Annotated in this window: 26 protein-coding genes and 1 tRNA gene; 14 read left to right on the top strand and 13 right to left on the bottom strand. The window is 32.4% G+C overall.

From position 1 onward, the window contains the following. The first annotated feature begins 64 nt into the window (after nucleotides 1-64). Entirely contained in the window at nucleotides 65-757 is a 693-nt protein-coding gene (locus tag ASC36_RS03945) for a metal-dependent hydrolase (protein WP_055425192.1), read from the top strand. Between the two features lie 82 nt (nucleotides 758-839). After that, nucleotides 840-2,879, top strand: a complete 2,040-nt coding sequence (locus ASC36_RS03950) for a M3 family metallopeptidase (protein WP_055425193.1) — start codon at nucleotides 840-842, stop codon at nucleotides 2,877-2,879. Nucleotides 2,880-3,027: 148 nt separating this feature from the next. Here ASC36_RS03950 and ASC36_RS03955 read toward each other — a convergent pair whose 3' ends face one another. Genes ASC36_RS03955 through ASC36_RS03970 form a run of 4 tightly spaced genes read right to left on the bottom strand, consistent with a single transcriptional unit; the run spans nucleotide 3,028 to nucleotide 6,387 of the window. Continuing rightward, nucleotides 3,028-3,933 carry a hypothetical protein gene (locus ASC36_RS03955; protein ID WP_055425194.1) on the bottom strand — a complete coding sequence of 302 codons (906 nt, stop codon included), beginning with the start codon at nucleotides 3,931-3,933 and terminating at the stop codon, nucleotides 3,028-3,030. Next, on the bottom strand, nucleotides 3,902-5,173 hold the full coding sequence (locus ASC36_RS03960) for a polysaccharide deacetylase family protein (protein WP_167336869.1): 1,272 nt from the start codon (nucleotides 5,171-5,173) through the stop codon (nucleotides 3,902-3,904). Before ASC36_RS03960 ends, ASC36_RS03955 begins: the two co-directional genes overlap by 32 nt. A gap of 15 nt (nucleotides 5,174-5,188) precedes the next feature. Next, nucleotides 5,189-5,866 (bottom strand): RadC family protein, encoded by a 678-nt coding sequence (gene radC / locus ASC36_RS03965; RefSeq protein WP_055425196.1) that lies wholly within the window; start codon nucleotides 5,864-5,866, stop codon nucleotides 5,189-5,191. Nucleotides 5,867-5,877: 11 nt separating this feature from the next. After that, nucleotides 5,878-6,387 (bottom strand): DUF7935 family protein, encoded by a 510-nt coding sequence (locus ASC36_RS03970; protein ID WP_055425197.1) that lies wholly within the window; start codon nucleotides 6,385-6,387, stop codon nucleotides 5,878-5,880. Between the two features lie 187 nt (nucleotides 6,388-6,574). Between ASC36_RS03970 and ASC36_RS03975 the strand changes: the two genes are divergently transcribed. The 10 genes from ASC36_RS03975 (at nucleotide 6,575) to ASC36_RS04015 (ending at nucleotide 13,986) form a co-directional block, all read left to right on the top strand. After that, nucleotides 6,575-6,648 (top strand) — tRNA-Asn (locus ASC36_RS03975). 615 nt (nucleotides 6,649-7,263) lie between these two features. Further along, nucleotides 7,264-7,656, top strand: a complete 393-nt coding sequence (gene tssD / locus ASC36_RS03980; RefSeq protein WP_055425198.1) for a type VI secretion system tube protein TssD — start codon at nucleotides 7,264-7,266, stop codon at nucleotides 7,654-7,656. Between the two features lie 54 nt (nucleotides 7,657-7,710). Next, entirely contained in the window at nucleotides 7,711-9,654 is a 1,944-nt protein-coding gene (locus ASC36_RS03985) for a type VI secretion system Vgr family protein (RefSeq protein ID WP_055425199.1), read from the top strand. A 64-nt stretch (nucleotides 9,655-9,718) separates the two neighbouring features. Next, complete coding sequence (locus tag ASC36_RS11200) at nucleotides 9,719-10,027, top strand: PAAR-like protein (RefSeq protein ID WP_394331988.1); 309 nt, start codon at nucleotides 9,719-9,721, stop codon at nucleotides 10,025-10,027. 2 nt (nucleotides 10,028-10,029) lie between these two features. Next, nucleotides 10,030-11,007 carry an AHH domain-containing protein gene (locus tag ASC36_RS03995; protein ID WP_055425201.1) on the top strand — a complete coding sequence of 326 codons (978 nt, stop codon included), beginning with the start codon at nucleotides 10,030-10,032 and terminating at the stop codon, nucleotides 11,005-11,007. A gap of 23 nt (nucleotides 11,008-11,030) precedes the next feature. Further along, nucleotides 11,031-11,612 carry an imm11 family protein gene (locus tag ASC36_RS04000; RefSeq protein ID WP_055425202.1) on the top strand — a complete coding sequence of 194 codons (582 nt, stop codon included), beginning with the start codon at nucleotides 11,031-11,033 and terminating at the stop codon, nucleotides 11,610-11,612. Between the two features lie 25 nt (nucleotides 11,613-11,637). Further along, a complete protein-coding gene (locus ASC36_RS04005; protein WP_055425203.1) occupies nucleotides 11,638-12,192 on the top strand; it encodes an imm11 family protein in 555 nt (184 codons plus the stop codon). A 10-nt stretch (nucleotides 12,193-12,202) separates the two neighbouring features. Then, nucleotides 12,203-13,024, top strand: a complete 822-nt coding sequence (locus tag ASC36_RS04010) for a hypothetical protein (protein WP_055425204.1) — start codon at nucleotides 12,203-12,205, stop codon at nucleotides 13,022-13,024. Between the two features lie 46 nt (nucleotides 13,025-13,070). Further along, nucleotides 13,071-13,232: a hypothetical protein gene (locus ASC36_RS10640; RefSeq protein WP_156332309.1), complete on the top strand. Its 162-nt coding sequence runs from the start codon at nucleotides 13,071-13,073 to the stop codon at nucleotides 13,230-13,232. Nucleotides 13,233-13,260: 28 nt separating this feature from the next. Then, the gene (locus ASC36_RS04015) at nucleotides 13,261-13,986 is read left to right on the top strand and encodes an NUMOD4 domain-containing protein (RefSeq protein WP_055425205.1); all 726 of its coding nucleotides are present in this window, start codon (nucleotides 13,261-13,263) and stop codon (nucleotides 13,984-13,986) included. A gap of 113 nt (nucleotides 13,987-14,099) precedes the next feature. On the opposite strand, the gene ASC36_RS04020 is transcribed toward ASC36_RS04015, so the two are convergent. From ASC36_RS04020 to ASC36_RS10490, 8 genes are all read right to left on the bottom strand, one after another. Further along, a complete protein-coding gene (locus ASC36_RS04020) occupies nucleotides 14,100-14,297 on the bottom strand; it encodes a hypothetical protein (RefSeq protein ID WP_055425206.1) in 198 nt (65 codons plus the stop codon). Between the two features lie 399 nt (nucleotides 14,298-14,696). Continuing rightward, nucleotides 14,697-15,005, bottom strand: coding sequence for a tyrosine-type recombinase/integrase (locus ASC36_RS04025; protein WP_055425207.1), 309 nt, complete (start codon nucleotides 15,003-15,005; stop codon nucleotides 14,697-14,699). 76 nt (nucleotides 15,006-15,081) lie between these two features. Continuing rightward, nucleotides 15,082-15,195 carry a hypothetical protein gene (locus ASC36_RS11205; protein ID WP_394331987.1) on the bottom strand — a complete coding sequence of 38 codons (114 nt, stop codon included), beginning with the start codon at nucleotides 15,193-15,195 and terminating at the stop codon, nucleotides 15,082-15,084. Nucleotides 15,196-15,216: 21 nt separating this feature from the next. Beyond that, nucleotides 15,217-15,672 carry an Arm DNA-binding domain-containing protein gene (locus ASC36_RS04030; RefSeq protein ID WP_055425208.1) on the bottom strand — a complete coding sequence of 152 codons (456 nt, stop codon included), beginning with the start codon at nucleotides 15,670-15,672 and terminating at the stop codon, nucleotides 15,217-15,219. Between the two features lie 1,025 nt (nucleotides 15,673-16,697). Beyond that, the gene (locus ASC36_RS11210; RefSeq protein WP_082435401.1) at nucleotides 16,698-16,901 is read right to left on the bottom strand and encodes a tyrosine-type recombinase/integrase; all 204 of its coding nucleotides are present in this window, start codon (nucleotides 16,899-16,901) and stop codon (nucleotides 16,698-16,700) included. Between the two features lie 39 nt (nucleotides 16,902-16,940). Continuing rightward, the gene (locus ASC36_RS10480; RefSeq protein ID WP_082435396.1) at nucleotides 16,941-17,162 is read right to left on the bottom strand and encodes a hypothetical protein; all 222 of its coding nucleotides are present in this window, start codon (nucleotides 17,160-17,162) and stop codon (nucleotides 16,941-16,943) included. A 188-nt stretch (nucleotides 17,163-17,350) separates the two neighbouring features. Beyond that, nucleotides 17,351-17,650, bottom strand: a complete 300-nt coding sequence (locus ASC36_RS10485) for a phage integrase SAM-like domain-containing protein (RefSeq protein ID WP_082435397.1) — start codon at nucleotides 17,648-17,650, stop codon at nucleotides 17,351-17,353. Nucleotides 17,651-17,719: 69 nt separating this feature from the next. Continuing rightward, on the bottom strand, nucleotides 17,720-17,977 hold the full coding sequence (locus ASC36_RS10490) for an Arm DNA-binding domain-containing protein (protein ID WP_167336870.1): 258 nt from the start codon (nucleotides 17,975-17,977) through the stop codon (nucleotides 17,720-17,722). Nucleotides 17,978-18,570: 593 nt separating this feature from the next. Between ASC36_RS10490 and tssD (ASC36_RS04040) the strand changes: the two genes are divergently transcribed. Next, the gene (gene tssD / locus ASC36_RS04040) at nucleotides 18,571-18,957 is read left to right on the top strand and encodes a type VI secretion system tube protein TssD (protein WP_055425209.1); all 387 of its coding nucleotides are present in this window, start codon (nucleotides 18,571-18,573) and stop codon (nucleotides 18,955-18,957) included. Between the two features lie 94 nt (nucleotides 18,958-19,051). Further along, the gene (gene tssD / locus ASC36_RS04045; RefSeq protein ID WP_055425210.1) at nucleotides 19,052-19,447 is read left to right on the top strand and encodes a type VI secretion system tube protein TssD; all 396 of its coding nucleotides are present in this window, start codon (nucleotides 19,052-19,054) and stop codon (nucleotides 19,445-19,447) included. A 188-nt stretch (nucleotides 19,448-19,635) separates the two neighbouring features. Here the strand turns inward: tssD (ASC36_RS04045) and ASC36_RS04050 are convergent, their stop codons facing one another. After that, nucleotides 19,636-20,025 carry a hypothetical protein gene (locus tag ASC36_RS04050; protein WP_055425211.1) on the bottom strand — a complete coding sequence of 130 codons (390 nt, stop codon included), beginning with the start codon at nucleotides 20,023-20,025 and terminating at the stop codon, nucleotides 19,636-19,638. Between the last annotated feature and the right edge of the window lie 5 nt (nucleotides 20,026-20,030).

Below are 20,030 nucleotides of genomic sequence, written 5' to 3' on the forward strand. Positions count from 1 at the left end.
TTTTTTCCAAAGATAATTATTATTTATTACATTTGAAGAAGATTAAATTTTTAAGGATAGAGTCATGGAAATAATATATTACGGACATGCATGTTTTGGATTTAAAACCTCGTCGTCTACAGTCTTGATTGATCCATTTATTTCAGGTAATGAATTAGCGAAAGATATAGATGTTAATGAAATTAAAGCAGATTATATTTTTTTGACCCATGCCCATTATGATCATATATTGGATGTGGAGACCATTGCTAGAAACAATAATTCTCAAATTTTGACCAATCCGGAAATTTGTGCTTATTATGAAAAATTGGGTTTTAATGTTATCCCCATGAATATTGGAGGGGTTAAGAAATTTGATTTTGGTAAAATAAAAATGGTATCGGCTTTACATAGTTCTTCTTTTCCAGATGGAACCTATGGAGGATTGGCTTGTGGTTACTTAATGAAGATGGACGGAAAAGTAATTTACTTTTCTGGTGATACGTCTCTTACTACAGACATGAAACTTCTTCCGTTTATCTATGGATACATCAATGTAGCCATATTACCTATTGGTAATACGTATACGATGGGAGGATATGATGCTGTAGTTGCGGCGAAATTTGTTAAAACTAAAAATGCTATTGCTTCTCATTACGACACTTTTCCTGCCATAAAAGTTAATAAGGATAAAGCAAAACATTTGTTTTTAGCAGAAGGAAAACGTTTAACTTTTTTATCTATAGGAGAATCCGTGGATATTTGTAAATTTGAATAGTTTTTTAATTACCTAAAATTTGATAATTTAGACTGTATAAAGAAAAAAAATTCGACAGAATACATATTTTACAAAAAAAATTATGAATAATAATTTATTAGTGGAAAAATTTAATACACCTTACGAAAGTATTCCTTTCGAAAATATTAAACAAGAAGAATTTAGACCAGCGATAGAACAGGCCATTGATGATGCCAGGAAAGAAATTGATGAAATAGTTCAAAATACAGATCCACCTAATTTTGTAAATACTATAGTAGCTTTAGAAAATGTCGGAAAAAAACTTACTGTAATTTCCTCTACCTTCTTTAATTTAAATTCAGCTGAAACTAGTGATTATTTGCAGAGCCTGGCAGAAGAAATATCTCCAATGCTGACGGAATATGCCAATGATATTATACTTAATGAGCAATTATTTGATAAAATAAAAATTGTTTACGAAACTACCTTAAAATCAAAACTAAGCCAAGAAGAAGTTCGACTTTTAGATAAAACGTATAAGGATTTTTCGAAAAATGGAGCTCTATTATCTCCGGAGGATAAAAATAATCTTCGTCAAATCTCTAATGAATTAGCAGTTTTATCCGTCAAATTTGGTCAAAATGTCTTAAAGGAGACTAATGATTATTATCTTCATATATCCGAAAATAAGGATATGGAAGGAATTCCGGAATCTATTAAGGAAATGGCCAGGAAAGAAGCGGAAAACAGAAATTTGAAAGGGTGGGTTTTTACTTTACATTATCCAAGTTATGTGCCTTTTATTACCTATACAACAAACCGAGAGTTACGTAAGGAAATTTATACTGCTTACATGCAGCGAGCATGTAAAGATAATGAGTATAATAACGAAGAGATTATCCATAAAATCGTTGAATTACGAAGTAAGAAAGCTAAATTGCTAGGTTTCAATACCTATGCAGATTTGATTTTACAGGAAAGAATGGCTTCTAGTCCTAAACTTGTATATGATTTTTTATATGATTTGTTACATCAAGCCAAGCCATTTGCTCAAAAAGAAATTGAAAACTTAAAAAATATAGCTTCACGAGATGGGATTTTAGAGCTTATGCCTTTTGATCATGCCTATTATGTTGAAAAATTAAGACAAGAAAAATTTTCGTTTTCAGAAGAAGAGCTTAAACCCTATTTCCCATTAAATCAGGTTTTAAATGCTGCATTTGATGTTGCAAAGAAATTATACGGGTTGACTTTTAAAGAAAGGAAAGATATTCAAAAATATCATTCAGAAGTTAAAGTGTATGAAGTAGTAAATGACAAAGGGAAGCATCAGGCATTGTTGTATACTGACTTTTTTCCACGAGCCGGGAAAAGGGCAGGAGCTTGGATGACTTCCTATAAGGGACAATTTAAAACGTTAAGCGATAACATTAGGCCACATATATCCATAGTTTGTAATTTTTCTCGACCTAACGGAGACATGCCTTCTTTATTGACATTTAGTGAAGTTACCACGCTTTTCCATGAATTTGGACATGCATTGCATGGTATTTTAGCTAATACAACATTTGAGTCATTATCAGGAACCAATGTGTATTGGGATTTTGTTGAATTACCTTCTCAATTTATGGAAAATTATGTATTTGAAAAGGAATTTTTAAAAACTTTTGCTCTTCATTATCAAAAAGGAGAGATGTTAGACGAGGAAAAAATTGATAAAATTGTAGCTTCTGCAAACTTTATGCAAGGGTATCAAACACTTCGTCAAATTGGCTTAGGTCTTTTAGATATGGCCTATCATACCGATGAATTAAACTCTGAAGAAGGTATAGAAGATTTTGAAGTAAAAATGATTAAAGAAACCCAATTATATCCTCACATTAAAAATACGTGTATAAGTACTTCATTTTCACATATATTTCAAGGTGGATATGCTGCAGGGTATTATTCATATAAATGGGCTGAAGTATTAGATGCGGATGCTTTTGATTTCTTCAAAGAAAGAGGGATTTTTGATAAAGAAACAGCCAACAAATTTGAAAGTTTATTAAGTAAAGGAGGAACTGAGGACCCCATGGAATTGTATATAAGTTTCAGAGGGAGAAGGCCTCAATCCGATGCCTTATTAAAACGGGCCGGTTTATTGGATACCAATTCATAAGTAGAATTCAAAGTTTTGGAAATAATAAAAAATAGTTTGATCATTTCAAACCATTTTTTATTCTGTTTATTTTTAACTTTACGGAGATAAGGATTCTTATTTAAATATTTGCACCTATTCTAAATAATTATATAATAAGAGTGATTTATTAAATAATGTTAATATTTTTAAATTTATCAAACCATTTGAAATTTCTGTAAAATACATAATGATTTGTTGTAGCTCCAAAACTTTTATTAAAATTAGCTATTCCGACAATCATGGAGCCTTCGAAATCAAAAATTAATTTTTGATTTGAATAGTTTTTTATTACTGTGTCTATAAGATAGGCATAAGAATTTTTAATTTCAGATTCTTTGATTCGTACCGACAATAAATTTATGATTCTTCCTTTGGAAAAAATAAGCCATAAATAGACAATAGGAATATTTTCTTTATTAAAAAGGGTATATTGTTTCAACACTTTTTTACGGTCCAATTCTTGTAAAAGTGTATTTAAAATATTGAGTTGAGATGCTAATAATATTCGATTCAGATTTTTACCGAGTAATCCTGTAACAATAGAACCAGTATATTTTTCTTCAATTTTAATATTGGATAATAAATAATTTTTAAGAACTCTTTTTTTGTTTGTATTATAATTATTTAAAAGGGTTAAATAATCGCAATCTAAATTCAATACTTGATTATCTCTTTTTAAATAATCAGAAGGAAAATATGGTGTGTTTTCTTCATTAAAACAATAGCTTCTGACTTTATATTTTGTTAAAAAAGATAAAAAAAGATTGAATATTTCAACAGATATATTTTCTTTATAAAATATACCTAATTGTTGGCAAAAAATAGGTTGAATTACAAATTTAAATCCCAATTTTTTTTGGTAGGGAATTGGCATTACCGCTTCATAATCGTTTAAAACCAAGACATCATAACCATCAGGAGAAACAATAGATAAATACCATAATTCAGCATATATTCTGTAATTCAAGCATTGATGCAAACAAACGGAATACTTCGTTTTATCAATGGTTTTGTGGGTATATTTGTAGATCATTGGCTTTGAAAATTAATTTTTCATATACGTTTCTCCATAATTCCCATTCTCCATAATTGGATAAGCTGTCATTATGAAAAATAGATATAAAAGTTCCGTTTACTTTTTTTACCGAATCAAGTAAATTCAATATTTTATTTTCTGCTTCCTCAATAGATAGTTTCATGTAATTTTTAAGAGTTACATCCATCACACAGAACGGATAAATTTTTAATTCGGAAATTTTATTATTCTTTAAATCAAACCAATAAAAAGGAGTACAAGTACCGGCTCTAAATCCAATATGATCCTGAAAACCCATTGAAAAATCTGCTGATATATTTAAATTAATAAGATTATAATAGGTGTTGGGTAAATGAAGTTTTATAAAATGTTGTCTGGAAAAGGATATTTTTTGTTGTAAAAGTTTTTCAAGAGCTAATTTTTCCATTTTCAAAATGGTAAAATCTTTATTGGATTCATAGCTGGGATGAAGCCCGATAGTACTATAATCTTGATTATATAATTGACATATCAACTTACGGTAAGCTATATTTTTTGGATGATGATTAGTATCCCATCTACCTCCTAATCCAAAGGAAATAAAGTAAAAAGTAGGGATATTTAAATGTTTAATGTAAGGGTAAATAAAATAGGGATCCAATTTTAATCCTGATAAAACTAAGATTTGGTGATAAAAATCTTTCCATCGGAAAGTTAGTCCCTTTTTTCCTAGAGATTTAAAATTCTTAAACCAAAATTTATTTTTATATAACCAAGCATGATCTATATCTATAGTATTTATAAATGTAAATTTCCGATTTTTATAAACTAGAGATGGGAATTTTTTTTTAAGTTGATTAAATAAATCGAATGCAAAGGTATCAATCCAGGGAATTAACGGATCGATTTTTCCTTTAACCAATGAAGCTTTATAGGAAAATCTATGATGAATATCTTCTTGATAAGGCAAATATTCTTCATATCTTGAAAGTAAAAAAAAAGTGGTTGCAAATGGATCATTTAAAATTTCAATCAGATTTTGCGATTTAATATCAGTTTCAAATAATAAATTACAAGAGGAAAAATGAATTTCGTTTTTTAAACTAGAAAAAGAATATGAAAATTTTGGTGATGATTCATAAATAAAATTATTACTGCAGTTCGTGAGTCGGAAAGAAATTCCTAAAATTTTTTCGAAAATAAAAGAAAAGGTATACTTAATTCTTTCGCTGAATACAGGAACATATATTAGAATCATAGGAATTGATATCACTCATAATAAATTTTCATCAGCAAAACTAAAATAAGAAGTTTGAGTAACAATTAAATGATCTATAAGTATGATATTCAATAAGCTTCCTGCTTTTTTAATTTCTTGAGTTATTTGCATATCAGAATTGCTGGGCTGTATGTTCCCCGAAGGATGATTATGAGATATGATTAGTGAAACTGAATTGAGCTCTAAGGCATGTTTAAAAATAAGTCTATTATCTACCATTGTACCTGTTATCCCCCCTTGAGAAATTTTTTCTTTACTTAATATTTTATTGGATCTACTCAGATAAATAACCCAAAATTCTTCAATCATCAGATCACCAATAATAGGTTGAAGAATATTAAAAGCATCTTTAGAAGAAGAAATACTTTCTTTTTTTAGTGCCTGTTGTAAGGATTTTCGTCTACCAATTTCAAGAGAAGTAATAATTTCAATTGCTTTGACTTTTCCTACTCCGTTGAATTTGCATAAATCTCGTATAGAAAGTTTTGCCAATTCATTCCAATTATGATTTACGGAGGATAATATACGTTGAGCAAGGGTAATACTGCTTTCCGATTTTGATCCGCTTCCTAAAATAATAGCAAGAAGCTCAGCATCCGATAAGGCTTGTTTGCCTTTGATTAGTAATTTTTCTCTGGGTCTTTCTTCTTCAGCTAATGATTTTATATTCATGCTCAATATTTTTAGATTCCGTTTTGGATATCTTTTTGTAAATATAATATTGCGGTAGAGGAAGGAGAAGCATCTTCCATAGATTGTTTAATGATTTCCTCTTGTATCTCTTTTATAGAGGATTCCTTCTTAGCTTCAATGGTATTTTTTATGAGCAATTGGGTTGCATTCTTTGCAGATAAGATTATTTTCCATGAATTTGGGCTTATATAGAGTTGTTGAGCCAAGTTATGTTCAAATTCTGTTTGTATAGTTTCTATTAAAGTAAATTCATAGGATTTAATATCTTCCGTTGGATTGACACGGCGTATTAAAGAACTGGGGCGTATTCTTTCTAAAAAGAGAGTCATTCGTTCATAAGCTTGTAGTTTATGGGGTACTATATTTTCAGAATATTTTAAACGTAATTCAAAATTTCTTCTGTCTTTTTCAGATTGTAAAAAGCGAGTAAGCATAAACATAAACGCTCCAATAAAGAGCAGTAAAATTAAAAGAAATACAAGTAACATAGATATTTCCATAATATTTATATAATTTAGGCAACAACAAAAATACTATTTTATATTAAAAAATACTTCTTATAAGATTACATATTAAAAAAAATAATTTTTTTTCATTGATACTAATGTATTTAGCTTAGGGTATGAAAAAAAAATAAAAAATATTTGGAACATATATAAATTTATTCTATATTTGCACTCACAAAATTCCTCCTTAGCTCAGTCGGTTAGAGCATCTGACTGTTAATCAGAGGGTCGCTGGTTCGAGCCCAGCAGGAGGAGCAAATGAATGTCAAAGAGTTACAAATCTTTTGTAACTCTTTTTTTATACCCTGTGCACACAATTTGCACACAGATATTTTTTATTATATTCCTGTCCCATTTTTTAATTTCCTCCAATTAAACTTTTCTGCAATATAAAATCCATTTTCACTCACAAGAGGGTTCGGGTTTTATCCCGAACAGGTAGGTAGCCATGTAATAGGAAATGATAATGACCGGTACATGGCGGCGGTTGACTGATTCCGATTTTAAAACGGTGAGACAAACTATACCCTGTCGTTTTGAGTAACACATTTAAAAACATATTTTTTTAATTCATAAAAAAGCAAATCAATCCATAAACAAACAGCATAAAAACCATCAAGTTCATTCCATAAAAATGAACCTTTATATCTCAACCCTAAAATAAACAACCAACATAAAAAACATCAGATATAAGTAAAAAGCGGCATATAAAAAACACCAAATATTAATCCTGAAACAAGATACGATAAAAATCACCTTATTCTTTTTAAGCATAAAATAACCCTTATTTACAACTATTTTAAAAAAATGACGTATATTGCGAACTTGTGAAGTTAAATCAATCGAATACTAATTCTATAAATTTTACTTATGTCATCGTTCCTTGCAAAATTAGAAATTGACGGAGAAACCTATACCGTCTTAAAATGCAACTACAATTTTAAAAAGCCAACCGATTCCACCACTAAGCCCTCGGGCGAGGTAAGCGGTGGAAAGATTAAATTAACCCTTGAAAGTCGTGGTAATGTCAGTTTTTTAGAGTGGATTATGGCACCCGATAAAGAAAAAGACGGCACAATTACCTTTTTCAGACGTGATGCTATCAGTAAATTACTTGAAATACAGTTAAAAAAAGCCTATTGCATTAAATTTAAAGAAAAATTTAATGCCGTTGACAATCAGCCGATGCAAATCACCCTGACGCTCGTTGCCCGCTCTTTAAAGTTCAATCATCTGGAATACCAAAACGATTGGACCATGTAAATCGGCAAACCCAACATAAAATTTAATCATTTTTTATTATAAAACCTTTTATTTATGAGTACCTACCACCGCAGCGGGTATGGCGAATCAACTTCTACCTTTGCCTTAGTCACTATCAATGGGCAGGAAATAGCCAAAAAACACGCCATTACCATTCATATCCGCCAGTCCCTGCTGCAACATACCACCTTTGAACTATGTTGCCCCAGTGAAGCTTTTAGCGATAAAATTACCTACCCCTTAAAAAATTCCATTAAACTTTTGGGTACGGATATTACCGTGCAATTCCGAAAGCAAGGCGGCGATGAGAGCCTTTTTACCGGTTTTGTTACCCATGTGAGTTACAAAAAAAATAACAAATACCCCTTTGTCGTTATTAGTGGTAAATCGTACAGTGCCTTGCTCGACAGTCAGAAAACCTGCCGCACCTTCCACAATAAAACCCTGCAAGATATTCTACAAGCCACATTCAGTGAATATACCGGCTCTAAGATAGACTTTATCTGCCAGCCCAATAAAAAAGAGATTATCCCCTACACCGTTAGCTATAACGAAACCGCCTATGAATTTATTCAGAGGCTTGCCCGGCGATTTGGGGAATTTCTATTCTGGAATGGTTCCCAGCTTATTTTTGGTAGCGGAAATCAAAAAAAAGTCGAATTAAAAGAAGGAAGGGATTATTTGGAGTATTGTATTGATGTTGGCGTCGCTCCTCAGCATCTAACCTATGAAAATTACAACCCCCAGGTTGCCAAAGTGCAATCCGAGCAAAGTAAACCCGCCGGAACTCATGTCAATCTGTTTCAGGAAAAAGCGGTGGATAAAGCCCATAAAATTTATACCCGATTACCCACAGCGGTCTATTACGATACTCTGTCCGAAGAATACAGTACCATGCAGGCACAAAAACTGGCGGCGCATCAAAAAGCACTGGAAAATCTAGTCGTTATCACCGCCCAGACTACTCACGCAAAATTACGATTAGGCGACATCGCCAAAATGTTGGCTCACATCCCTGAATTTGAACGGCAAAAGGCAGCAGGTACGCCCATAGAAAGTTATTTAATTACCCAGATAGAGCACACTTATACCGCTAAAGGCTACACCAACCAGTTTACCGCCATACCCAGAGAGCAGGAAATTGCCCCTTACTGGGACATGCAGGCTTATCCCAAAGCTGAAGACCAGAGTGCGGTGGTCATGGATAATAACGACCCACTCAAACAAAATCGGATTAAAGTGCAGTTTTACTGGCAAAAGCTTACCAACGAAACCACCCCATGGATACGCATGATACAAGGACATGGTGGTAATGAACAAGGCTTTCATATCATTCCCGAAATAGGGCACGAAGTACAAATCGCCTTTAGGGGTAACAACGCCGAAGTCCCTCTGGTTACCGGTTCACTTTATAATGGAAAGCAGATGAGTGGTGAGCATACCGCAAAAAACAACTTCAAAGTGTTTAAAACCCGCTCCGGCAATACTATTAAGCTGGATGATACCGAAGATAAAGAAAAAATAAAGGTATTTGATAAAGAAAACAATCTGTTTGAGATAGATACCGCTGCCAACACCATTAACGTATTGGCTAATTCAACTATAAATTTAGTTGCCACCGATATTAACATTATGGCAAAACGAGCCGTAAACATTACTGCCGGAGCAACCATTAGTGGCGAATCCGGCGTTAATACTACATTATTTTCTGCCGGTACCTCCGTATTATCTTCTGCCAAAGACACCCAATTTATTGCTGGTAAATCCCTTTCCGCAAAAGGTGGGAAAAATCTTGATCTGTTTTCTGGAACCAGTTCCTCTATGAAACTTAACGCACAAGGCAATGCCCATATACAGGCAAAGAAAAAGGTGCAAATGGTGTCGGATAACAATATAGAAATCAATGGTAAGAAAAAAGCCATGATGACGAGTAAACAAGCTTTTGTAGAAGGAAAAAGTAAAGCCGTGATCAAAGGTTCAAAAATTAAAGAAAACTAAAACACTAATAATTATGGGAAAAAATAACGAATTTGTAATAGACGGTGCGACCATAAAATGTAGTATGGGCGACAAATCAGCCTCATTAAAAGTCACCTCCAATTTTAGCGTGTACATAAAAAATAAACGCGTTGCAACCGCATTAGACTGCACCAACGTTAATATGATGCCGCCACTGGTTACCTTTGGCACTTGCAAACCCTACAAAGCCGTACCCCCTCCGGGTTGTTTATGCACCTTTATCCCGACCGGACCGTGGAGGGGCACCTACGCCAAAAAAACCATTGGCGGCAAAAAAGTATTGATTGGCAGCTCATACCTTATCTGCCCCAGAGCAGCCGGAAAAATAAGTATAACCAAAACAGGGCAGTAAAAATGGGCATTAGTAATAATGAAAAAGAGCCGTTAAAATGTCCAAAATGCCAAAAAAAATTGGATGAGGAACATGCTAAGTTAAAAAAAGTAGGAATATATGTAGGAAATGGAGGAGATTTAGGATGGCACATCATAAAAAAAGTTTATAATAAAGAGCATTTTTATGAACATCCTTTTTTCTATCTTTCAGGTTTAGAATCTGAAAAAGAAGATATAGTAATAAATGCAATAGCTGCGGCTAAAACGAAATTTAATACGAGACGTTGTGGCATAGAAGCACATCATTTAATTTGTTCAGCCCATTTTAAAGACAGAAGAATTCAAAAATATATCTATTTATTAGGATATAATGTTAATCATTATAAAAATGGTGTATTATTACCAACATTAATGAAAGTTGCTTGCTCTTTTAAAGTACCTTTACATAAGGGAGGGCATGATGTAGCGTTCGTTTTAAATACTGAAGGTAAAGAAGATATTGTTGTTTCTGTAGTAGATAAAGCACAAGAATTAAAAGATGCCAATTATGCAGAAAGCACAAAAAAAATGTTATTTAAAGTAATTAGGGATATTAAAAGAAAAAACTTATGTAATATAGAGACCTTACGTAAAGAAGCTAAACGTTTTATTAATGATATGGATAAAGCAAGTCAAAAAGTTTATAGACTTATAAGGACTTTTCAATGGACGCTTACTTCTGATGGCTTTGATTACCAAAAAGGTAGATTCGGTTGTCTGGATTCTAATAAATTGCCGGAAAAAAGAAAAAAGTTAAATTCTAAATTTAACTTTAATCTAGATATGAGTAAAAATGTGCAAGAAATACAGGGCGATTTTTATAATAATAAAGAAAAATTAAGAGAAGTTTACGGGGCATATACTTGTAAACATAAAAAATACAAAAATCCTTTAGCAAAAACTAAACCTTTTATTGAAAGAGGTGGGGTTTTTATTAATCCATTAGAAAAAGTTGAATAAAAACATTATAAAGATTAACAAAAATGACAAATGAATTTGATTATTATGTATTAGAACGAGATTCTAGTAACACTTATCCTCTAATTATGTGTGATGAAGATTCTGAACATACGGAAGAATATCTATATGATTATGAAGATGAAAAAATACCAGAACCAGAGGTAATGGAATTTACTTTTAGTGAGCCTTATTTTAGCAAACCAGTAATTGGTGATTATTTTTCTCAACCTGATTCGGTTATTTCAGAAAAAATAAAAGAAGTATTAGCTCCAATGAATATATTGGGTATACAATTAATACCTGCAACAGTTACTAGTAACAAAGGAGATATTTATGAAGATTATTACTATGTCCATATTTATAATAATATAGAAGCAATGGATAAAGAAAATTCTAAATATGATAAAGGAGAAAGATCTTATTTCATTGATAAATTTAAACTTGATGAAAATCATCTAAAGGACATTCCATTAAAGGAAAGGTTAATTTTTAAATTGGCTGAGGATTTAACTATGATGCTATATCATAAATCAGTAGTTGACGCCATAATGGCTGTAAACCCTACTGGATTAAAATTTACTAAAGTTGAAAATTGGCATATTTAAAATGCTAGTATTTAAACCGTAAGCCATGACAATATACGAACTCAGTATAGACGGCGATAATGCTACAAGTTTAGACTTTCCCATACAAGATGAGCAGGAACAATTCCTGCTCCTTGCCGAAGAAAAAATCACCAACAACCTATCGGTAAAAGCACAGTGGCAAGAATTTTTAGTATTAAAAAAAGAGCCTAAAATAGATATGGATTTTAATGATATAAATGATATTGGCGTTTATATCATTAGCCCACGCGCCTATGAGCTACTCCACCCTTTATTCGATGATTCGGTCGAAGTATTACCTTTAAAAAGTGATGATGGTACTTATTTTCTGCTCAACATCATTCAAACCACCGATTGTCTGGATAAAGAAAACTCAGTATATACAGCCTTGCCCGGCGGGCAAATTTTGGAATATGAAAATCTTAGCATAGATCCGCAAAAAATCACTTGCCCTTTGTTCCGTATACCAGAGTTGCCTTATACGGTACTCATAACCGACCAAATACAGGACATATTTTATTCGCATCAATTAAAAGGACTACATTTTACCGAGAATGAATTTGTAACCAGCGATTTTTAATTTATAAAAAATGAGCCAAGAATCCCCACTATTTAATGCATTAGCGCTTACTATAAAACAAGTTACTCCTACCCTGGAAAAAGACGAGAAAATCTATGCTCATCAAATTATTGCCGTATCTGATGCAGGCAGGCGGTTTACCCTTAAAGAGCGTCGGGGTTTACCTATGCAGAAATACGTAGGTCAAAAATTACAGTGCATTATTGAAATACTCGATGCCCAATTCTTTTTTCCGGCCAATAAAAAAGAGATAGATGCCTTACCTGCAACCACCTTGAAAGGTATCTACCAATGGAAAGAAACAGGTTATAAATTTATTCCCGAACTTATAAGAATGGTCGAGGGGGCGTTGGATGACGAAGATCACGACTATGATGAGGACGAATATGAAGAAAAAGCACCGGAATACTTTGCGAACTGGGGCGAATTTGGTTTAGGGCTGGATATATACCAAACAAAACCGATGATAAAAATGGGGAATGGTGTTTGTCTGCTAAACGAATACTGCCAAGAAGAGCTAATAGACGAATGGGAATATGGACAAGAATTATATTTTATTCCCAAAACCTTGTTACTTCGTGGTATTCATACCGGAAAACTTAAATACAACCCAATAAAAACCAGTAGTAACCTTAAAGAATTGGGTAAGCCACAAGATCCCAATGTTTATAAAATTCATAAAGGGAAAAAACATACTGAAGCAGAATGGAAAATCAAAGAACAAGAATTATGGGAGGAGTATGCCAAAAAAAATAATATCCGCCCTAATAATCCAGACGATAAAAAAGACAACCATCCATCCACACCGCCAAGTCGGTTTTTGTTAGATTAAAAATCATACTGAAATTCGTATCATTATATTATTTATGTTGTTACTAATGATTACCTCTTGTAACGATAATAGAAAACCACAGATAACCCATTTTCCTTACCGTATTGGTGAGAACCTGTTCACGACAAACAGCACCTATTACTTAATGAATGGTCAAGATGCCCTTACTAAGTTGCTTAATATCAATACAGGTATGATAGTAAAATAATAAATGTTAAATTAAAAACCATAACCTTATGCAACAAAATCACAAATATCCTTATCAAAATATGAACCTAACGGATATGGAGGGAGAAATCTGGAAGGATATTCCCGATTTTGAAGGGTATTACCAAATATCCAATTTAGGGCGGGTTAAATCCTTAGCCCGTGAGCTAAATTTTTATCGGGAAGGCACAAAGCGTGTACGCCGATTTGTAAAAACAGATAAGATTATTAAACAATACACGCCCAAAAATCATATTAACAGATTCACAGGTAAACCTTCTTATCATTTAACTTGTAGTATTAAAACTGAACTTGTTACACATAGAGGAAGTGTCGCGCGGCTGGTCTATCGCACTTTTGTAAAAGATGTTAATAAATTCAAAGAAAGGGTGGTTGTAGCGCACCGGGACGAAGACCCCTTTAATAATGAAGTCAGCAACCTGTACATTCAAACATTTAAAGAACTCAATATCCGAAACATCAAAGCCGGACGCCTTACTCCGCCCAAAATAAATGAACTCCCCAAAGAAACCTACGCAAAAATATATAAAGGCAGGCTGATACCCATTGCCCAATACATTTTAACGGGTGAACTTATTGCCACTTATCCCAGCATAACCCATGCAGCTAAAAAATACGGTATATCCTCTGGTAATTTAAACAACGCGCTTAATCGCCCCAACCGTACCTGCAAAGGATTTATCTGGAAAAAACTCCCTACAGACGGAACAGAAAATGAAATGCTATCGGATTGATAGAAACCCAGCCAACTTATAAAAGCTGAATGGGTTATGTTTACTTATTGAGTTTATCGAGCAATTCTAATTCATCTTGAGGCACCGGCACCTTAATAAGCGCAAAAAGATTATTATAAATCTAGAGGGTCATGACAAAGCGTTAGCTTCTTACATTTGCTTTCTGCAAGTAAAGCAGTTTGTGCAATGTTACGAATTGAGGTTAATGTATAGCCTAAATTTTCATAATTAGGAATCGTTACTAAAGCATGTAAAAAAGTCAGGAAGTTTTTAGGGTTAATTTTTTCATTTGAAAAATCTGAGTTTTTCATATTATTTGGGTCTAGGAAGAATAAAACTACCTAGCTTAGGTGTCCTATGCCCAAAGACATTGCAGGTGTTTCCACTTCTGCCACCGTACTATGTAGCTAAAATTTTAAAGTCATATTTGGGTTAGGAATGGTATATGTAAGAAAGAAAATGATATTTTTATCAACATTGTCCTTTAAAGATATGGATCCATATCTTTTAAGAATCGACTTTTTCCTTCCTTAGAGCCAATCCTGCACAGGTATGAAACTTGTTTTCTTACCTGTGCAGGATTCAACAACGAAGCGTAGCGAGGCGTTAGCTATGCAGACTTGAGTGCGCTACACTTTGCCCCAGTTCTTAGCTTATCCAGCCTGTCTGCCCATTCCTGCATCATCTGCCGACGTTGCTCAATATACTCCTCATGATTTGTACACCCGCCGAACCTGATTGGGGTTTACATGAGATAACTGTGCCTCAATCCACTCTCTGGGGTAACCCTCTTCATTAAGTGCCGTTGAGATAGTTGCCCGTATGCCGTGTGTCGTTAGTTTATCTTTATATCCCATTCTTTTTAACCCTTGATTCAAGGTATTCTCGCTAATACAATCCGTTGGATTCATGCGGTGCGGTAATAAGTACAGTTGTCCGGTAAACTCATAAGTCAGTAACTCTTTAATAATAGCTATTGCTCGCGTGGGTAGAGGCACATAATAATTCAGACAGCTCATGCACCTTTAAATACGGATTATGTTTAGACGGTAGACAGGGCAGTAACACCACATCAATGTCTGCCACCGGATTAAATCACACTAACCCCTCAGCAATCGCATGGCGGTATATCTCATTGAGCCAGCTTTTACACTTCTCAACAATAGATAAAGCCCTGCGACTTTCAATCTTTCGGAGTACGGCTAACACTTCCAGCTATTTAATAGCCATTTATGGCAAATGCCCTAATCCGGGCAATAAGTCTTTAGTTAAATAATGGTCAATTTGAATAGCCGTACTTTGCCGCTTGTCTGCTTTGTTACACAGTTTTTGAAACTTAAACGCCTTCCAGTGCAAAGCAAATTCACCGAAGGTGATACTCGGTTCCTGCTGCTGATTGGATGCAGATGAACAACATTCAGCTTGACCATTTTTACCTGTTTGCTTAGAAGACTCAAAACCTAAATGAATTTCTTGTTTATACTTCTCGCATAAAATACGTGCGTCTTTTAAACTTAAATATGGATAAGTACTAAGTGAAATTCTTTTTTCTTTTCCGTTAAACGTATAACGAAAATGCCAACTTTTAGTCCCCGTTGGAGAGACATATAAACTTAATCCCTTACTATCTTTTAACGTAAATGCTTTAGGTTTAGTCTTTTTTATAACCGTATCAGTAAGAGACATTATAATTCCCCCTTAATATCAAAAAACAGATAGAAAGATGCAGAATGAAAAAGGTAAAAAAGCGTAATGTATGGATTGTAAAAAGAAAATGTACGGTTGAATGTACGAATTATTTGTAGCTTCATGCAGATAAATAGAGAAATCCATAAACAACAACCGAACAAAAAATATCGGTATTTCAATAGGTTATAGTAAAAAAATGGACTGTTTGGGATGTGTATAGATAGTAAATTGGATCGGGAAACGCTATTAATAAATATAAGTTAACCCCTTAAATAATAACAAAATATCAATAAACAAAAAACACAATGTACGGAAAGATGTACGGATTACTATTTCTATTAATATGAAATATTAGGTTGCAATATTAAATATAAAATTAGTATTTATCAATCCTATTTTTGTACGACTTCGCAGCCAAACAAACTCTCAGTTTTGAGTGCTAAAAGATATTTTTAGCGCCTCAAAACACACCTTGCCGTGTTACTCGAGTACACTATTATATTTTCATGATAGCAATATTTTTGTTCTGCAAAAAACCGTCAGAACAAAATAGAATCAAGATAAATTATTTTTTTGATTATTAATTTATTTTACTGTCAGTTTTTATGTTTGAGAGAGTAAGTTGAATGATTGATGTATTGTTTAGTTGATGAGTTAAGCAATATTGTATCAAAACAACACTGAATAATTATTGAAAAGAATATTTTCCAATAGGTGGATGTTATGGTTTGGTGTCTGTTTTTATGGGTAGAAATTATTTTTTATTTATCTGATGCTGGATTGATTCTTTACCTTTTAAAATATGTTTTTTTAGATATTTAAAAATATCCTTTTTTAGCCGTTCTTGAAAACGGCAAGGTAGTGTTTGTAGTCCTGCCTAAAGGCGAAAATACAACCGTCATGTACCGGTCATTATAATTCTCTATACATGGCTACTCCCCTGCACAGGGTAAACACCGATACCCCATAAGTTAATGTGTCGAGAGCTAGAGCATCTGTATAACTAAATAGTTAGAGAGACTTTAATCAATAAGCAGCTTGGTGTTTTTGGCTCTTTCTTCTTTTTCAAATGAAGATAAATAATTTTCAGTAGTTTTTAAATCTCTATGATCTAAACTTTCAGAAATGTAGGCAATATTGGCTCCACTGCGTTTAAGAACGATGGCATAGGAGTGCCTTGCTGTATAAGTACTGATAGATTGTTCAATACCTAAAGCCTGAGCAATTTTTTTTCATCCGTTTACCACAGTATTTAATAACACTTGCTATAATGTTTTTTCCTGCTCTGCGGTTTCATCATCTTTTAGGTAAGGAAATAAATAATTATCGGAATGATGTGCAGCATTACCCCATTGTTGAATAATTTTATTAATTTTTGGCGTCAATATCGCTGAAATCTCTCGTTTTCTATTTGGAGATTCGGAGTGTTTTTTGTCTGTAAAAAATATTTCGCCTTGTTGAAAGTTTCTATATTTCAGACGGAGCATATCGGCAAAGTTAATCCCATTACACAGATAAGAAAATAACCATAAATCCCGATAACGTTTAGTGGTTTCTAATCCGTCGTCAAAATTTGCAATCTTTTTAATCTATTCAATGGTTAAAGCCAGCTTTCGGCTTTTAGCGGCTGGAATTTCATATAATGTTTTTCCAAATATATAATCAACCGCTTTAATTAAACTTTTTTTTGAGCACCATTCATCAAATGGCGGATTGCACGGCAATACATACCAATAGTAGTATAATCGGTATCGCGAAGCAAAGAATCTTGCTCATACCGTTTTAACCACTCCACCGTAACTTGTGATAAAACAATATTTTTACCTGCAAACCGTTCAATATGTGTTAATGCACACTGATAATACTGCCTGTCACCAATTTGGTTATTCTCATGTAATGTCTCGATTTTTTGATGAAAAAGTGAGTTTAAAGTATTTCCACTATAAGCAGCACTGCCTTGTATGGCAAGTTTCAACCGTTCAAAAGAAAAATGGCCGTTTTGTTCTAGTTTTTTAAGGGCTGTTTTAACCTGCTTAAAAGAGAGCTACATACCCATGCGAGCCAGAAGTGTTTTGCTTTTTGTATCCGGTAACTTATCCCAATCAACTAATGTTAAAGATTTTCCGATAGAGAAATAGATCCTTTTTCGTTGATAAGTTACTCTTACTTTAATCGGAAATGTTCCTTTGGCATTTGCTTGTCTATTATCTAGGATTGTTGCAAGGGTGATCCCATTACTGGCGTATTGAAAGATAGTATTATCATTTGTGTGTCCACAATAACTTGCACACAAGTTGCACACAAATATAGATATTAAGTATTGAAATAAGCAAAATAAAGAAATAAAAAAAAATAGATATACGTTGATATTCAACTATATATATAAAATATAAAAAACGAGTAATTAAAGGGTACTGACTGTTAATCAGAGGGTCGCTGGTTCGAGCCCAGCAGGAGGAGCAAATGAAAATCAAAGAGTTACAATAGATTTGTAGCTCTTTTTATTTTAGTTACCTAAACAAACTATAAGCAACGACCAAGAATAATCGATTTGTAAATCTTTTTTTTAAGCGTATATAATTTGTACTCATTATACCAACTCCTTTACATTTAAAAATATTTAATTATTTACCATTAAATCATTGATTCTAAGAAAACAATAAAAACTTATGGAAAGAGAAAGGCGTAAATTTATACTTTACTTGTTAAAATTGAAACATAAGGAAGATAAGTTCAAATTATTACTAGATATTGGAAAATCTGTAGAAGATTATACAACGTTAAATATTAACAAAAATTTAACACAAGTGAAAAGATAAGATAAAATAAGATAAATAAATTTGTGGTATAAAATATATTAAATATTTATAACATTAATTCTTAAATTTTTTTATTATGTCATTTAAAGCAAAATTAGAAGTTGCTGGTAAGAAGTATAACATTTTAAATGTTAATTATTCTTTAGCCCAAGAAACGGACCCAACCGGGCGTCCATCTTCTCAAACCAGAGGAGGAAGAATTGAAGTAACCGTTGAATCAACAGGAGAAACTGATATCTTTGAATGGATGACTAATAGTTTTGAAAAAAAAGATGGTAAGGTAATCTTTATAAAAAGAGATTCCGATGCCACTTTAAAAGAGTTATCATTTACAGATGGGTATGTGGTTAAATATAAAGAGAATTTTGACGCTTCCGGAACTAACCCATTAACTGAAACCTTTACTATTTCAGCAAAAGCAATTAAAATGGGAACAGGAGAACATATTAATGAATGGGTATAAATCCCTAAATTAATAACTTTCTGAGTTATAACGGATTTTAATAATTTCCCCTTTTTTATATATAAATAATTATAAATTAATTAAAATTTAAAATATGTCATCGTTCTTAGCTAAATTAGAAATGGATGGTAAAATTCATAATGTTCTACAATGTAAATACAGTTTTAATCAAGGAGTAGATAGTACAGGTAAACCACAAGCCACTATTCGTGGTGGGCAAATTCATTTAACGCTTGAAAGTACAGGAGCATCTTATTTTGTTGATTGGATGTTATCTACAGAAAAAACGAAAGATGCAAAAATAGTATTTTATCGTAGAGATGCTATGAGTAAACTACAGGAAGTAAAATTTGAAAAAGGATATTGCATTGAATTTTCAGAGGAATTTGATTCTGTAAATAATGAGCCTATGAAGATTAATCTTTTAATAGTAGCAAAATCACTTTCTATAAGTAATGTAGTCTATGAAAATGTATGGAAAATTGGATAATTAAATATGTCTAAATATATTCTTTGAAAAATTATTAATTTTTCAAAGAATTAAAGTTTTTTTATTTTTTATAATTATTTAGGATTAAATAATAAATAATTATAAAGAATAATTATAATTTATTTAAGTAAATTTGACTTATAAGAAATATAACTTAAGATCAAATAGAATAAGCTATTTTAGAGTAATTATTTAGATGATTTCTTTTTTTTCTTTTTTTTATGATTTTGATTGATAGCCCTATCCCTTTTTAGCTGTAAATACTTATTATACTGTTCTGTAGATAATACTTCCTTTAATTTAAAATCAATTTCCCTGTTATGATTTTCCATCAAAAAGCGTAGCTCTCCATCGTCAATTCCTTTATCCATTGCGTTTTTTAGTTTGATAGTTTTCTCTAATATGAATTCATGAAGTTCGAATTTTTGAAAATCGTCAAGATTAAGATCTTCGTCTAACTTATTTAGCTGATTTTCTGTAATTTCTTCGGGTATATAAGAGTTATTATTTTGGGCATATGAAATAGAAAAGGAAGCTAACAGTAAAAATATATGAAAATAGGTCTTAAATGATTGCATAAGAT

The organism is Apibacter mensalis (assembly GCF_001418685.1).
GTDB classification, from domain to species: Bacteria; Bacteroidota; Bacteroidia; order Flavobacteriales; family Weeksellaceae; genus Apibacter; species Apibacter mensalis.